Here is a 14989-nt window from a genome sequence, read left to right as displayed (position 1 = left end):
GCTCCTTTCTGGCGCTCAGGCCTTGACCTTGAAACCGTCGGCGTACTTGGCGGGGTCCTTGCCGTCCCAGACCACGCCGTCCAGCAGCTTGCTGGAGCGCATCGGGTCCTTGGGCACGCTGACCTTCAGCGCGCTGGCGGCTTCCTTGTAGAGGTCGATCTGGTTGATCTGCTTGGCAACCGCCAGATAGTCGGGGTGCTCCTTCAGCAGCCCCCAGCGCTTGTGCTGGGTCAGGAACCACATGCCGTCGGACAGGTAGGGGAAGTTCACCGCGCCGTCGTCGAAGAACTTCATGTGGTTGGGGTCGTCCCAGGTCTTGCCCATGCCGTTGTCGTAGCGGCCCAGGATGCGCTGGTTGATGGCGTCGGCGCTGGTGTTGATGAAGGACTTCTCGGCCACCACGTCGGCCATCTTGGCCTTGTTCTGCAAGTTGGCGTCGATCCACTTGCCGGCCTCCATCACGGCCATCATCACGGCGCGGCAGGTGTTCGGGTTGGCCTTGACGTAGTCGGCCTGCGTGCCGAGGACCTTCTCGGGATGGTCCTTCCAGATGTCCTGGGTGGTGATCGCGGTCACGCCGATCTTGTCGATGATGGCGCGCTGGTTCCAGGGCTCACCCACGCAGAAGCCGTCCATGTTGCCCACGCGCATGTTGGCCACCATCTGCGGCGGCGGCACCACGATGACCTTGGCGTCCGCCACGGGGCTGATGCCTGCGGACGCCATCCAGTAGTTCAGCCACATGGTGTGCGTGCTGGTGGGGAAGGTGCCGGCGAAGGTGTAGGTGCGCTTTTCCTTGGCCATCAGCTTGGCCAGCGACGGGCCGTCCACCGCACCCTTGTCGGCCAGCTGCTTGGACAACGTGATGGCCTGGCCGTTGCGGTTCAGCCCCATCAGCACGGCCATGTCCTTCTTGGGGCCACCGACGCCGACGTGCACGCCGTAGACCAGGCCGTACAGCACGTGGGCCATGTCCAGCTCGCCGTTGGTGAGCTTGTCGCGCACGCCGGCCCAGCTGGCTTCCTTGCTCGGGATGATCTTGACGCCGTATTTCTGGTCGATGCCCAGCACCGAGGCCATGACCACGCTGGCGCAGTCGGTCAACGGGATGAAGCCGATCTTCACTTCCTTCTTTTCGGGCGCATCGGAGCCCGCGGCCCAGGCGCCGCGCGTGACCAGGTCGCCCAGCAGGGCGGTGGTCGCGACGGCGCCGGCTTTGCGGATGAAGTCGCGCCGTGCCGGGGCCGGGCGGGAGGGAGCGTGTAGGGTCATGCGAACTCCTGGGATGGAACAGAAGGGAAGCTGGAAAACAAAAACGGCGTCCATTTCCTGACCGCGACATGTCGCGGTTCGAGAAATGGACGCCGTTGTCCTTGTGGCCCTGAAGCCTTGAACCCAGGCCGCCGTTGGCTCGGGTGTGCTGGTGCTATGCAGGTCGCGTGCCAGCCTGGTTGATGACGGTGCTCAGCGCATGCTTCCCATACAAATCAACAGCTTGTGGTGGATTGTTGATGGCGTGCCGCTGGCATGGTGCATGGGCGAAGATGGTGCGCGCCGTGGCCCGGGCACAAAACTCGTGCGGCGCGGCACGCACCGTTCAGAGGTAGTCGGACAGCGCCAGCACCGACTGCGCCACGTCCAGCAGCTTGCGGTTCTGGTTCATTGCGGTCTGGCGCAGCATCTTGTGCGCGTCGGCCTCGCTGAGCTTGCGCGTGGCCATGAGCAGGCCCTTGGCACGCTCGATGATCTTGCGCTCGTTGAGCGAGGCGCGCACGGTGTCCAGCTCGTCGGCCATCTGCTGCAGCCGGCGTGCCTGGTCCTGCACCAGGTCGAGGATGGAGCGCTCCAGGTGCGGGCCGTAGTTCGGCACCTGTTCGCCCGCGTCGCTCGTTCCGGCCGTGCGCACCAGCGCGTCGCGGATGGCCTCGTGGTTGCGCAGTTCGTCGCGCGCCTTAGCGATGCGCGAGGCGCACAGCTGCAACAGCTGGGCGGCCTGCAGTTCCTCGACGCCGCGCATCGCGTCGATGCGCTGGGTGCAGCAGTCATACCAGCCCTGGGCCAGTTCCGGGTCGAGCAGGCCGTCGGCGCGCAGCGTGCAGCCGATGCGGCGCAGCCGTTCGAGGTCGGCCTGGGTGCGCGTGTCGACGGCGCCGCGCCAGGCGGCCTGCACGGCCGTGTCGGAAAAGTCGAGCGCGATGAGAAAGCACCGCTCCTGCGATTCGATGAGTTCCAGCCATTGCTGGGCGCGGCTGCTCTCCATCTGGCCTTCGGCGAAGCAGGTGCCGCCGAAGGCACGCTCCTGTCCAGCGAACTCCTTGCCCTGCATGAAGTTGAACAAGGCCACGAGCGCACGCGAGATCTGCGGGTCGGTGGCGCTGTCGGCGGCCTCGAACACCACCTGGAGCAGCCCGGCCACAAGCCGCACGAAAGCGGCCGTGGCCGCCTGCGGCGTGACCGCCAGGGCGGCGATGTCGCTGCGCAGCGCCGGCAATCCGTCCAGCGCCTGCAACACCGTGGCGATGCGGCCGAACAGCCTCGCGCCGTTGCGCACCGCCGTGCCTTGCGTGTCCATGGCGTCGAAATGCTGGCGCAGCTGCAAGGCCGCGGCATCGCATTCGCGCAGCTGGTGCTCGCGTGCCTGTGCGAAGCGCGTGCCGCGCGAGCCGAGCAGCAGGTTGGACAGCCCCCGCTCGCGCTGCAGCGCGTGCACCAGCTGGCCGATCACACCCACCAGCTCGCCGGTGAGGGTGAGCTGTTCGAGGTCGCCGATCTCGCATTCGCGCGCGGCAATCAAAAAATGCAGTCCAGATTTCATCGTAGTGGCCATGGAATTCAGAGCAACAACCGTGCCGCGCCTGCCGGCTCACTACACTCGCGCCCCATGCTGGTATTGGGATTCGAATCTTCCTGCGACGAAACGGGTGTTGCGCTGGTGCAGTCCGAGGGCACGCGGCTGCCGCGGCTGCTGGCGCATGCGCTGCACAGCCAGGTGCGCATGCACGCCGACTACGGCGGCGTGGTGCCCGAACTCGCCAGTCGCGACCACATCCGCCGCGCGCTGCCGCTGGCCGAGACCGTGTTGCGCGAGGCGGGCCGCAGTGTCGCAGAGGTCGATGTCGTGGCTTACACGCGCGGCCCGGGCCTGGCCGGTGCGCTGTTAGTGGGTGCCGGCGTGGCTTGCGCGCTGGGCGCGGCACTGGACAAGCCCGTGCTGGGCGTGCACCACCTGGAGGGGCACCTGCTCTCGCCCTTCATGGGTGCCGATCCGCCGGAGTTTCCATTCGTGGTGCTGCTGGTGTCCGGTGGCCACACGCAGCTCATGCGCGTGGACGGCGTGGGCCGCTACGCCATGCTGGGCGAGACCATCGACGACGCGGCCGGCGAGGCCTTCGACAAGTCGGCCAAGTTGATGGGCCTGGGCTATCCGGGCGGGCCGGCGCTGGCGCGCTTGGCCGAGCAGGGCGATGCCAAGGCTTTCGCGTTGCCGCGGCCTCTGCTGCACAGCGGCGACCTGGATTTTTCATTCGCGGGGTTGAAGACCGCCGTGCTGACCCAGGCCAAGAAGCTGGGCGAGACGCTGCCGGCGCGCAGTGCCGACCTGGCGGCCTCCACCCAGGCGGCCATCGTCGAGGTGCTGGTGCGCAAGTCGCTGGCCGCGCTCAAGGAGAGCGGTCTGCAGCGCCTGGTCGTGGCGGGTGGGGTGGGGGCGAACCGGGAATTGCGTGCGCAGCTCGATGTTGCGTGCGCGAAGAGAAGGCTGCGGGTGCATTACCCGGAGCTGGCGCTGTGCACCGACAACGGCGCCATGATCGCCATGGCTGCGGCCATGCGCATGCAGGCGGGCGTGCAACAGGCCGACAAGCGCTATGCCTTCGACGTGAAGCCACGCTGGCCGCTCGACGCCATCTGAAAACCAGACGGCGCCGGGCGGTGCGGAGCGCGGAGCGGGCTTACTGGATGGACAGCGCGGTGACGTTGCTCTGTGGCAGCTTCTTGGCCAGCTTGAGCATCAGCACGCCGTTCTCCAGCGTGGCCGTGCTCGCGGTGGCGTCGATCTCCAGTGGCAACTCGTAGGCGGCTTTGACCTTGCGGCTCGCTGCCTCGGTGCTTTCGATGCGCACCACGGCGCCTTCGATGCCGATGTTGAGCTGGTCCTTTGCCACGCCGGGCAGGTCGACGGACAGCGTCCAGCTGCTGTCGTCCTGGCTCAGGCTGTGGCCTTTGGTGCCGCTTTGGCGCACGTAGGCGACGTCGTTGAAGAAGCGCTCGAAGCTGCGGTCCAGCGAACGTACGGCGGGGCTGTAGTTGGCCTGACGGATGACGGGGGCGAAGAACATGAGGGACTCCTGGTCTCTTTACACTCCGCGGCTCTCACCGTGAGCGCCGCATGCTTCCAATCTGCGTGCATCGCTTTGATTTTCAAGAGGATTTTTTGAATGCACGTACCACGTCGACGGGTCTTGAAAAGCGCCGCAGCAGCGCTATCTGTGACGGCCTTTCCATTTGTGGCGGCGCAGCCGGCGCCGGTGCGCCTGGCCATGATCGAGACTCTGAGCGGCCCTTTCGCCAATACCGGTGAGGCGGTGTTCCGCAACCTCGTGTGGGCGGCCGAACGCGTGAATGCACGCGGCGGTATCAAGCTGTCCGGCGGCGCGCGTCCGCTGGCCATCGCGCGCTATGACAGCAAGGGCCAGAACGAGGAAGCACTGAGCGCATTGCGCTCGGCCATCGACGATGGGGTGGGCTTCGTGGCCCAGGGCAACTCGTCCGCGACGGCGGCGGCCCTGCTCGATGCACTGAACAAGCACAACGAGCGCGAGCCCAAGCGCCGCGCGCTGTACCTGAACTACTCGGCGGTCGACCCCATCCTGACCAACGAGCGCTGCAGCTTCTGGCACTTCCGCTTCGACGCCCATGCCGACATGCGCATGGCTGCGCTCATGGAGGTGCTGCGCGAGGACGAGACGGTCAAGAGCGCCTACCTGATCGGCCAGGACTACAGCTTCGGCCAGGCGGTGCTGCGCGAGGCGCGGCGGCAGCTGCAGGCGCAGCGGCCCGACGTGGCCATCGTCGGCGATGAACTGCATCCCATGGGCCGCGTGAAGGACTTCCTGCCCTACGCCGCCAAGATCAAGGCCAGCGGCGCCGGCGCCGTCATCACCGGCAACTGGGGCAACGACCTCACGCTCCTCGTCAAGGCCGCGCGCGAATCCGGTTTCGAGGGCAAGTTCTACACCTTCTACGGCAACGCGCTGGGCGCGCCGGCGGCGCTGGGCGATGCCGGCATCGGCAAGGTGATCGCGGTGGCCGACTGGCTGCCCAACCTGCAGACCGCGCCGAGCGAGACCTTCTACCAGGCCTTTCGCCAGCGCTATTCCAAGCCAGCGGACGACTACGTCCACATGCGCATGCAGCTCATGGTCGAGGCCCTGGCCCAGGCCATCGAGAAGGCAGACAGCCTGGATGCCGTGAAGGTGGGCGCGGCGCTGGAGCAGGCCCATGTGACCCTGTACGGGCAGACCGGCCGCATGCGGGCATCCGACCACCAGTTCCAGCAGACCCTGGTTGTGGGCGTGATGGACCGGCAGGGCGCACCGGGCGTCAAATTCGACGTGGAAGGCTCGGGCTACGGCTTCCGCGTGATCAAGCAGGTGGCGGCCGCTCGCGCCGAGATGCCAACCAGTTGCCAGATGGTGCGGCCAGGGGCTTGAAGCTCAGCTGGCGTAGCCAGCACAGGCGCCGGCGTTGGGGCGGCCCTTGCATTCACGCAGCAGCCGGCGTTCGCGTTCGCGCGCGCTCTCCTGCGAACTGTTGGGAATGAACTTGGGTGCGGCGGTCTTCTTCTTGGCCGCGGTGGCGTCCTGGGCCTTGGCGCCAATGGCTGGCAGGGTGGTCAGCAGGCTCAGCGCGAGGCACGCAGCGGACAGGGGCATGGACATGTGCATGATGGTTTCTCCCGAGGACACAGCAGTGTCTGGCGGGCGAGCGGCCGCTACCATGGGCCGCCGCGTGAACCTTTGCCCGAATCCATGAGAAAAGCCATCCAGGACCTCGCCGAATCCCAGATCCGCGAGGTGGCCAATGCCGGTATCGGCCGCGACGACGTGCTGCCGTTCTGGTTCGGTGAAAGCGACGAGGTGACGCCGGCGTTCATCCGCGACGCCGCCATCGCCTCGCTGCAGCGGGGCGAGACCTTCTACAGCCACAACCTGGGCCTGCCCGAACTGCGCGAATCCATCGCCGGCTACATGTCGGAGTTGCATGGACCGGTGGCGGCGGACCGCATCGCTGTCACTTCAGGCGGCGTCAATGCCTTGATGCTGGCCGTCCAGTGCCTGGTCGATCCAGGCGACGAGGTGGTGGCCGTGACACCCGTGTGGCCCAACCTCACGGCCCAGCCCATCGTTCTCGGCGCGCGCCTGCGCTGCGTGCCGCTGCGGCCAGGGGAGGGGCGGTGGACGCTGGATCTGGACGCGTTGCTGGCCGCCATCACACCGACCACCCGGCTGTTGATCGTCAATGCCCCGAACAACCCCACCGGTTGGACGCTGAGCGCCGAAGAGCAGGCTGCACTGCTTGCGCATTGCCGCCGCACCGGCACCTGGATCCTGGCCGACGAGGTCTATGAGCGCCTGTACTACGCGCCCTCGCCACGGGCCTGCGCGCCAAGCTTCCTCGACCAAGCGCAGCCGCAAGACCGGCTGGTGGTGGTGCACAGTTTCTCCAAGAGCTTCTTGATGACGGGCTGGCGGCTTGGCTGGCTGGTCATGCCCGCCACGCTGACGCAGGCGATGGGCAAGCTCATCGAATTCAACACTTCCTGTGCCAGCGTGTTCACACAGCGCGCGGCCCTGGCCGCACTGGCGGGCCGCAGCGAGGTCACGCCGCGCGTGGTGGCGCATCTGCGCCAGTGCCGCGACACGCTGGTGCCTTTGCTGGCCGCCATGCCGCGAGTGCGCGTATCGGCTGCGCAGGGCGGGATGTACGCCTTCTTCCGCCTGGAAGGGGTCGACGATTCACTGGCCGTGGCCAAGCGCCTGGTACGGGAAGCTGGCCTGGGCCTGGCCCCGGGGTCGGCGTTCGCGCCGCAGGCGCAAGGCTGGCTGCGCTGGTGCTTCGCGTCCCGCGATCTGCAGCGATTGGTGCAGGGGGCCGAGCGACTGGATCGCTGGCTTCGCAATCCTTCTGCCTGACAGCCGCTGCATACCTACCGATTTGCATATAATTGCATACATAAAAAAGGCAAAACCTTTTTGTTTGGTCACAAAACCAGGTGTATTCATCCGGAAACGTGATTTTGTTGTGTACTGCGTTACAGCTTGCCCCCTTAAGATTTGCTCACTCTAGTGCCGAATCGGGTTTTCCGAGCTGAGCCGAGCAAGTTGTTTCCTACAGGTGTGCGATGGACCGAATTTCCGCGATGCGTGTGTTCAGTGAAGTGGTGACGCGTGGCAGCTTCACGGCGGCCGCCAACACCTTGGGCATGTCCCGGGCCATGGTGACCCGGCATATCGGTGAACTGGAGCGCTGGCTGGGCGCGCGCCTGTTGCAGCGCTCCACGCGCCGGCTGTCGCTGACAGAGGCTGGCGAAGCCTGCGTGGTGCGTAGCCGCCAGTTGCTCGAACTTGTCAACGATGTGGAGCAGGTGGTCGGCCAGCGCGACACCGAGCCGCACGGCCAGATCCGCGTGCAGTGCAGTCCTGCATTCGGCCAAGCGTACCTGTCCGCCATCCTGGTCGACTATCTGGCCCGGTACCCGCGCACCAAGATCGATCTGGTGCTCAGCGACCAGCCGCTCAATCTTGTCGATGAGCGCATCGACCTGGCGATCCGCATGACCAACGAGTTGGATCCCGCACTGATCGCCAAGAAGTTGAGCACCTGCCGCGCCGTGCTCTGCTGCACGCCGGTCTATCTGGAAAAGAACGATGCGCCCAAGACGCCAGACGATCTCACCCAGCACAATTGCCTGTCCCATTCGCGCGTGGAAAAGAGCCAATGGAGCTTTTCGCGCCAGGGTGAGGAATGCCTGGTGCAGGTCTCGGGCAGCTTCAGTGCCAACGACACCATGAGCCTGGTGGAGGCGGTGCGTGCCGGCGGTGGCTTGGCCGTGCTGCCGAATTACGTGGTGGCGCCAATGCTGCGCGACGGCGAACTGGTCAGCGTGCTGCCCGACTGGCATGCCGACGAGCTCGGCATCTATGCGTTCTACATCTCGCGCCGCCACCAGCCCGCGAGCCTGCGCACGCTGCTCGATTTCCTGACGCAGCGCCTGGGCAACACGCCCCTGTGGGACCGTTGATCAAGCCGGACGGAAGAACGCGTCGAGCAACGGCAGCAAGTTGGCGAAGTCCGCGCTGAAGCGCGGACGGTTCACGAAGTAGGCCTCGCAAGCCACCGCGAAGAATTCATCCAGGCTTTGGCTTCCATAGCTGTCCAGCCAGGGCATCTCCCCGCCGAAGCGCTCCGCGACCACGACCTGGTCGCAGAACTGCGCATAGGCTCCCTCCCAGACCTCAAGCCACTGCCGTCGCGCCTGCGTGGCGCTGCGCGCGCCCATGAAGCCAGGCGGCAAGGGCGGGCAACCATCCGGCGCGCCGTCGGCCATGTCCAGCTTGTGCGCGAACTCGTGGATGACCACGTTGTAGCCCGCGTCCGCGCTGTCGCCAGCCTCGCGCACGGCTTGCCAGCTCAGCATGATCGGGCCCTGCTCCATGGCCTCGCCGGCCAGCACTTCATCGTAGGCATGAACCACGCCGGTCTCGTCGATAGACTCTCGGCGCGCAACGACTTCGCCTGGCTGTACCACGATGCCGACGAAGTCGGCGTACCAGCGCAGCACGGAGCCGCGGCCAGGCGTGCCTCCATCCGGGCGGGCGGTGAGGTGCAGCAAGGGCAGGCAGGCCTGCGCCGCGATGGCGATCGCCATGGGATCCGTGACCTGCAAGCCGCCAGCGCCGTGGAATTCCTTCTCCGCAAGGAATTCGGTGCAGAGGGCGCGCAAGCCTTGCTGTTCGTCGGGGGAGAGGGTTTGCAGAAAGCCGTAGTCGGCCAGCACGGCTTGCCACAGCGGATCGGGGATGGCCCGTGGTGCGCGCTGCCACCAGCGCAGCAGTCGGCCCCAGCCGCCGCTCATGCGGCGGGCGTGACGGCAATGCGCCGGTGCGGGGCGTCGATGGCCAGCCGCAGCAACTCCAGCCGCGGCGGTCGGGCGGTGGCTTCCCAGTCGCTCATCACGATGCGCTGAAGGCCTTCGCCGAGATCGTGGTCGGCCGGCATGTGGGTGTGGCCGTGGATGAGTGTGCCGCTCTGCGCGGCGTGCAGCCAGGCACGGGCCGCGCCGGTATCGACGTCGGCATAGCCCAGCCCCTGGTCCTTGCGCTGCTCGCTGGCCTGGCGGATCTGCCGCGCCATCTGCCGGCGCATGGCCAGCGGATGCTGCAGCGAGGCCTTCTGCCAGGCCGGGTTCTGCACCTGCAGGCGGAACTGCTGGTAGGCCACGTCGTCCAGGCACAGCGCGTCGCCATGGCTCAGCAGCCACCGGCGGCCACCGAAAACCAGCACCGTGGGGTCCTGCAGCAACTGCATGCCGGTGGCGGCCAGCCCCGCGGGGCCGAACAGGAAATCGCGGTTGCCGTGCATGAAGTACACGGGCCGCTGCGCCGACACGGACCGAATCACTTCGGCGCACTGGCGTTCGAACTGCCCGAGCGGGCTGTCGTCGCCCATGGCCGGGTCCAGTGCGTCGTCGCCGACCCAAACCTCGAACAGATCACCGAGCATGAACAGCGCATCGGCTCGGCTCTGCGTGATGGCCTGCTGCCAGGCGGCGAACGTGGCCGGCTCCTCAGGACGCAAATGCACATCGGACAGCAGTTCGATGCTGCGCCAGTCGCCCGGCGCGACGAGCTCGGCGAACGTCGGCAGGGCCGGCTGCGGCTGCATCAGAGTGCGACTGCCTTTTCGATGACCAGGTCTTCGACGGGCACGTCGTCGTGGAAACCCTTGCGGCCCGTCTTCACCGCCTTGAGCTTGTCGACGATCTCGGTGCCGCCGACGACCTTGCCGAACACGGCATAGCCCCAACCCTGGGCCGAGGGCGCGGTGTGGTTCAGAAATGCGTTGTCGACCACGTTGATGAAGAACTGGGCCGTGGCCGAGTGCGGGTCGTTGGTACGAGCCATTGCGACCGTGTACTTGTCGTTCTTCAGGCCGTTGTTGGCCTCGTTGTTGATCGGCGCGTCGGAACTCTTCTGCTTCATGCCCGGTTCGAAGCCACCGCCCTGGACCATGAAGCCCGGGATCACGCGGTGGAAGATGGTGTTGTCGTAGTGGCCCTTCTTCACATAGGCCAGGAAGTTCTCTGCCGACTTGGGCGCCTTCTCGGCGTCCAGTTCCAGCGTGATGACGCCGTAGTTGGCAATGTGCAGTTCGACTTGGGGTTGGCTCATGTCATTTCACCAGTGTTGCGGATTGGATGAGGATGGGCGTTTGCGGCACATCCGTCGGGAAGGGGCCGCCCGGGCCGGTCGGCACGGCCTTGATCTTTTGTACCACGTCCATGCCGGCGACGACCTTGCCGAACACCGTGTAACCCCAGCCCCGCGGCGTGGGGGCGGTGTGGTTCAGGAAGGCGTTGTCGTTGACGTTGATGAAGAACTGCGAGGTGGCCGAATGCGGCTCGCCCGTGCGCGCCATCGCGATGGTGTAGGTGTCGTTCTTCAGGCCATTGCTGGCTTCATTGGTGACGGGCGCGCGCGTCGGCTTTTCCTTGTAGTTCTGGTCGTAGCCGCCGCCCTGGGCCATGAAGTTGGGAATCACGCGGTGGAAGATGGTGCCGTCGTAGTGCTTCTCGCGCACGTACTGCAGGAAGTTCTCCACCGTCTTGGGCGCTTTGTCAGGGTAGACCTCGACCGTGAAGCTGCCCACGCTGGTCTTGAACAGCACGCGCGGTGCATCGGCGGCCTGGGTCAGCGGGGCGAGGGCAAGGCCGGCGGCCAACACGAGGGCGCGGCGCGACAACGGAAACAGGCGAGCGGTCATGGAGCGACTAGGTGGTTGGACAAAACAATGCGCGCTGCAGCCTTGCGGCCCGGCGCGGCGGAGCACGAACTTACTTGCTGGGCGCGCGCGGCTTGGCGGCCTGGGGTGCCAGCATCGTGGCAAGTGCCGCGACCTTCTGCGTGGCCTGCGGGTTGTTGGCCTGCAGTTGCAAAGAGCGGCCATAGGACTGGCTGGCCAGCTTGGCGTAGACATCCCCCAGGTTCTCGTGCGCGGTGGCGTAGTTCGGGTTCAGGCGGATCGCCATCTCCAGCGCCGTGCGCGCCTTGTCGTACTGGTTCTGGCCTGCGTAGAGCACGGCGAGGTTGTTGTACGGCTCGGGCAGCTCCGGGAATTCCTGCGTGATCTGCGTGAGCGTCTCGACCGCTTCGTCGGGCTTGCCCTGCTCGGTCTGCACCACGCTTTTGAGGAAGCGCATCTGAGGATCGCGCGGCTTGCCGGCCAGGTACTGCTCGACCTTGGTGCTGGCCTCGGCCAGCTTGCCGGTGCGCACGAGTTGGCCCACTTCGGCGTAGGGATCGGCCTGCGCGATGGCGGCCTGGCCGGCGCACGCCGCACCGGCGAGCACCAGCACGCGTGCCACCAACATGCGCGTACGGGGCAGGATGCGGGACAGCGCTTGCTTCATAGAACCTCTTGCGGAATACGTAAAGACAGCCTGCGCACGCGGCTATAGAATGCCGGCGATTCTAGCCGAGGGGGGTGTGCGGCCAGGCGCAGCGCCAGTGCAGCCACCCTCGTGAAAGCGGGCCTTGACGGCCCGGTCGACCCCCAGGATGTCTTCGAGCAGTCCTGTGTTTTCCCCGGATTCCATGAGTTTGCGCATCTACAACACGCTGACGCGTGCTTTGGACGTTTTTTCGCCGATCGAGCCCGGCCATGTCCGCATGTACGTCTGCGGCATGACGATCTACGACCTGTGCCATGTGGGCCATGCCCGCATGATGATGGCGTTCGACGTGGTGCAGCGCTGGCTCAAGTGCAGCGGCCTGCGCGTGACGTATGTGCGCAACATCACCGACATCGACGACAAGATCATCCGCCGCGCCGTCGAGCGCGGCATCACCATCCGCGCGTTGACCGACGAGATGACGGCGGCCATGCACCAGGACATCGGCGCGCTGGGCATCGAGCCGCCCACGCACGAGCCGCGTGCCACCGAATACGTGCCGCAGATGCTGAGCCTGATCGAGACGCTGGAGGGCAAGGCCCTGGCGTACCGTGCCAGCAGCGGCGACGTGAACTTTGCGGTGCGCAAGTTCCCCGGCTACGGCAAGCTGTCGGGCAAGTCGTTGGACGAGTTGCGGGCCGGCGAGCGCGTGGCCGTGCTCGATGGCAAGGACGACCCGCTCGACTTCGTGCTGTGGAAGGCCGCCAAGCCCGAGGAGCCGGCCGATGCGCAGTGGGACGGCCCGTTCGGCCGGGGCCGGCCTGGCTGGCACATCGAATGCTCGGCCATGAGCTGCGCGTTGCTCGGTGAGAGCTTCGACCTGCATGGCGGCGGTGCCGACCTGCAGTTCCCCCACCACGAGAACGAGATCGCCCAGAGCGAGGGCGCGAGCGGCAAGCTGCTGGCGCGTTTCTGGGTGCACAACGGCTTCGTGCGCGTGGACAACGAGAAGATGTCCAAGAGCCTCGGAAACTTCTTCACCATCCGCGAGGTGCTCAAGAAGTACGACGCCGAGACGCTGCGCTTCTTCATGGTGCGCACGCACTACCGCAGCCCGCTGAACTACAGCGATGCCCATCTGGACGACGCCCGCAGTGCGCTGCGCCGCCTGTACACGGCGCTCGAGTCTGTGGCGCCTGCGACTGTGGCGATCGACTGGGCCCAGCCGCAAGCCGCCCGCTTCAAGGCCGCGATGGACGAGGACTTCGGCACACCCGAGGCCGTGGCCGTGCTGTTCGACCTTGCAGCCGAGGTCAACCGCACGCGCTCGGTCGAGACCGCCGGGCTGCTCAAGGCATTGGCTGGCACGCTGGGCCTGCTGCAGGGCGACCCCGTGGCGTTCAAGCAATGGCGCGCCGCGGAGGCTTCCTCCGACGCGGCCGCGGGCCTGTCGCCCGACGCCATCGCCGCAGCCATCACCGCACGCGCAGCCGCCAAGGCTGCCAAGGACTTCGCCGAAGCCGACCGCATCCGCAAGAGCCTGCTGGCGCAGGGCGTGGTGCTGAAGGACAGCCCGACCGGTACCACCTGGGAGGCCGCGCAGTGATACAGGCTCCCCAGGCGCCGCGCGCTGGCGCGGCGAGGATGGCCCATGGCGGCTAGGGCACGCAAGATGGCCGACATGCCCGTGGTTCAGGTCTACACGCCGGAGTACTGGCAGGACGCCTGCCGCCACCTGGTGCGCAAGGACCGCGTCATGAAGCGGCTGATCCCGCAGTTCGGCGACGCCTGCCTGGAGACGCGCGGCGACGCCTTCATCACGCTGGCGCGCAGCATCATCGGCCAGCAGATCTCGGTCAAGGCTGCGCAGACCGTGTGGGACCGCTTCGCACTGCTGCCCAGCGAGTTGACGCCGGCCAGCGTGCTCAAGCTCAAGGTCGACGACATGCGTGCGGCCGGCCTGTCGGCGCGCAAGGTGGAGTACCTGGTCGACCTGGCGCTGCACTTCGAATCCGGTGCGCTGCACGTGCGCGACTGGCACGCGATGGAGGACGAAGCCATCATCGCCGAGCTCGTCGCGATCCGCGGCATCGGCCGCTGGACCGCCGAGATGTTCCTGATCTTCCACCTCATGCGGCCCAACGTGCTGCCGCTGGACGACATCGGGCTCATCAACGGCGTGAGCCAGAACTACTTTTCCGGAGACCCGGTGAGCCGCAGCGATCTGCGTGAAGTGGCGGCCGCCTGGGCCCCCTTTGCCAGCGTGGCCACTTGGTATATTTGGCGATCGCTCGACCCGCTGCCGGTCGGGTACTGAAGAACACTGAAGGAGCGGCTTTGCCCAAAAGAACCTTCCTCGATTTCGAACAGCCCATTGCGGACCTCGAATCCAAGATCGAAGAGTTGCGCTATGTGCAGACCGAATCCGCGGTCGACATCTCGGCCGAGATCGACCAGCTCGGCAAGAAGAGCCTGCAGCTGACCAAGGACATCTACGGCGTGCTGTCGCCGTGGCAGATCACCAAGATCGCGCGCCATGCCGAGCGGCCTTACACGCTCGACTACGTGAACGAGATCTTCACCGACTTCGTCGAGATGCACGGCGACCGGCATTTCTCCGACGACCTGTCCATCGTCGGCGGCCTGGCGCGCTTCAACGGCCATGCCTGCATGGTGCTGGGCCACCAGAAGGGCCGCGACACCAAGGAACGTGCGCTGCGCAACTTCGGCATGACCAAGCCCGAGGGCTACCGCAAGGCGCTGCGGCTCATGAAGACGGCCGAAAAGTTCAAGCTGCCGGTGTTCACCTTCGTCGACACGCCGGGCGCCTACCCCGGCATCGACGCCGAAGAGCGCGGCCAGTCCGAAGCCATCGGCCGCAACATCTTCGAGATGGCGCAGCTCGAGGTGCCCATCATCACCACCATCATCGGCGAGGGCGGCTCCGGCGGTGCGCTGGCCATCGCCGTGGCCGACCAGGTGCTGATGCTGCAGTACTCGATCTACTCGGTGATCAGCCCCGAAGGCTGCGCTTCCATCCTCTGGAAGACCTCCGACCGCGCGCAGGACGCTGCAGATGCACTGGGCATCACCGCGCACCGGCTCAAGGCCTTGGGCCTGATCGACAAGATCGTCAACGAGCCGGTGGGCGGCGCGCACCGCGACCACAAGCAGATGGCCGCCTTCCTCAAGCGCGGCCTCAACGACGCGTTCCGCCAGGTCAGCGACCTCAAGGTCAAGGAACTGACCGATCGGCGTTATGAGCGGCTGCAGAGCTACGGCCGCTTCAACGACACCAAGGCCGAGAAGTAGGCCGCG

Annotated in this window: 16 protein-coding genes; 7 read left to right on the top strand and 9 right to left on the bottom strand. The window is 66.4% G+C overall.

The annotated features are described in order from the left end of the window. Positions 1-15: 15 nt before the first annotated feature. The gene (locus DES41_RS35710) at positions 16-1272 is read right to left on the bottom strand and encodes a CmpA/NrtA family ABC transporter substrate-binding protein (RefSeq protein WP_114472443.1); all 1257 of its coding nucleotides are present in this window, start codon (positions 1270-1272) and stop codon (positions 16-18) included. Positions 1273-1597: 325 nt separating this feature from the next. Further along, positions 1598-2815, bottom strand: a complete 1218-nt coding sequence (locus tag DES41_RS35705) for a nitrate regulatory protein (RefSeq protein ID WP_114472442.1) — start codon at positions 2813-2815, stop codon at positions 1598-1600. 66 nt (positions 2816-2881) lie between these two features. Between DES41_RS35705 and tsaD the strand changes: the two genes are divergently transcribed. Next, positions 2882-3910 (top strand): tRNA (adenosine(37)-N6)-threonylcarbamoyltransferase complex transferase subunit TsaD, encoded by a 1029-nt coding sequence (gene tsaD, locus DES41_RS35700; protein ID WP_114472441.1) that lies wholly within the window; start codon positions 2882-2884, stop codon positions 3908-3910. A 40-nt stretch (positions 3911-3950) separates the two neighbouring features. Here the strand turns inward: tsaD and DES41_RS35695 are convergent, their stop codons facing one another. After that, positions 3951-4337 (bottom strand): Hsp20/alpha crystallin family protein, encoded by a 387-nt coding sequence (locus tag DES41_RS35695; RefSeq protein WP_114472440.1) that lies wholly within the window; start codon positions 4335-4337, stop codon positions 3951-3953. A 99-nt stretch (positions 4338-4436) separates the two neighbouring features. Here DES41_RS35695 and DES41_RS35690 point away from each other — a divergent pair, with 99 nt between their 5' ends. Continuing rightward, positions 4437-5711 carry a branched-chain amino acid ABC transporter substrate-binding protein gene (locus DES41_RS35690; protein ID WP_114472439.1) on the top strand — a complete coding sequence of 425 codons (1275 nt, stop codon included), beginning with the start codon at positions 4437-4439 and terminating at the stop codon, positions 5709-5711. A 3-nt stretch (positions 5712-5714) separates the two neighbouring features. Here the strand turns inward: DES41_RS35690 and DES41_RS35685 are convergent, their stop codons facing one another. After that, positions 5715-5945 (bottom strand): hypothetical protein, encoded by a 231-nt coding sequence (locus DES41_RS35685; protein WP_114472438.1) that lies wholly within the window; start codon positions 5943-5945, stop codon positions 5715-5717. 72 nt (positions 5946-6017) lie between these two features. Between DES41_RS35685 and DES41_RS35680 the strand changes: the two genes are divergently transcribed. Continuing rightward, on the top strand, positions 6018-7193 hold the full coding sequence (locus tag DES41_RS35680; RefSeq protein ID WP_281277268.1) for a pyridoxal phosphate-dependent aminotransferase: 1176 nt from the start codon (positions 6018-6020) through the stop codon (positions 7191-7193). A gap of 209 nt (positions 7194-7402) precedes the next feature. Next, positions 7403-8302, top strand: a complete 900-nt coding sequence (locus DES41_RS35675) for a LysR family transcriptional regulator (protein ID WP_114472436.1) — start codon at positions 7403-7405, stop codon at positions 8300-8302. Here the strand turns inward: DES41_RS35675 and DES41_RS35670 are convergent, their stop codons facing one another. The 5 genes from DES41_RS35670 to DES41_RS35650 form a co-directional block, all read right to left on the bottom strand. Then, positions 8303-9136, bottom strand: coding sequence for a M90 family metallopeptidase (locus tag DES41_RS35670; RefSeq protein ID WP_114472435.1), 834 nt, complete (start codon positions 9134-9136; stop codon positions 8303-8305). Further along, positions 9133-9945 carry a UDP-2,3-diacylglucosamine diphosphatase gene (locus DES41_RS35665; protein WP_114472434.1) on the bottom strand — a complete coding sequence of 271 codons (813 nt, stop codon included), beginning with the start codon at positions 9943-9945 and terminating at the stop codon, positions 9133-9135. Before DES41_RS35665 ends, DES41_RS35670 begins: the two co-directional genes overlap by 4 nt. Next, positions 9945-10451 carry a peptidylprolyl isomerase gene (locus DES41_RS35660; protein WP_114472433.1) on the bottom strand — a complete coding sequence of 169 codons (507 nt, stop codon included), beginning with the start codon at positions 10449-10451 and terminating at the stop codon, positions 9945-9947. Before DES41_RS35660 ends, DES41_RS35665 begins: the two co-directional genes overlap by 1 nt. A 1-nt stretch (position 10452) precedes the next feature. Then, on the bottom strand, positions 10453-11043 hold the full coding sequence (locus DES41_RS35655; protein WP_114472432.1) for a peptidylprolyl isomerase: 591 nt from the start codon (positions 11041-11043) through the stop codon (positions 10453-10455). Positions 11044-11113: 70 nt separating this feature from the next. Beyond that, a complete protein-coding gene (locus DES41_RS35650) occupies positions 11114-11689 on the bottom strand; it encodes a tetratricopeptide repeat protein (RefSeq protein WP_114472431.1) in 576 nt (191 codons plus the stop codon). Positions 11690-11873: 184 nt separating this feature from the next. On the opposite strand from DES41_RS35650, the gene cysS reads away from it, so the two are divergent. Genes cysS through DES41_RS35635 form a run of 3 tightly spaced genes read left to right on the top strand, consistent with a single transcriptional unit; the run spans position 11874 to position 14983 of the window. Continuing rightward, positions 11874-13277 (top strand): cysteine--tRNA ligase, encoded by a 1404-nt coding sequence (cysS, locus tag DES41_RS35645; protein WP_114472430.1) that lies wholly within the window; start codon positions 11874-11876, stop codon positions 13275-13277. 45 nt (positions 13278-13322) lie between these two features. Next, positions 13323-13988 (top strand): DNA-3-methyladenine glycosylase family protein, encoded by a 666-nt coding sequence (locus DES41_RS35640; RefSeq protein WP_170168396.1) that lies wholly within the window; start codon positions 13323-13325, stop codon positions 13986-13988. Positions 13989-14008: 20 nt separating this feature from the next. Then, positions 14009-14983, top strand: a complete 975-nt coding sequence (locus tag DES41_RS35635) for an acetyl-CoA carboxylase carboxyltransferase subunit alpha (protein WP_114472428.1) — start codon at positions 14009-14011, stop codon at positions 14981-14983. Positions 14984-14989: the final 6 nt, after the last annotated feature.

Origin of the sequence: Pseudorhodoferax soli (genome assembly GCF_003337555.1) — a bacterium.
Classification (GTDB): domain Bacteria; phylum Pseudomonadota; class Gammaproteobacteria; order Burkholderiales; family Burkholderiaceae_C; genus Pseudorhodoferax; species Pseudorhodoferax soli.
Note: the sequence above shows the minus strand (reverse complement) of the source record. Positions and strands in the feature narration are given on the sequence as shown.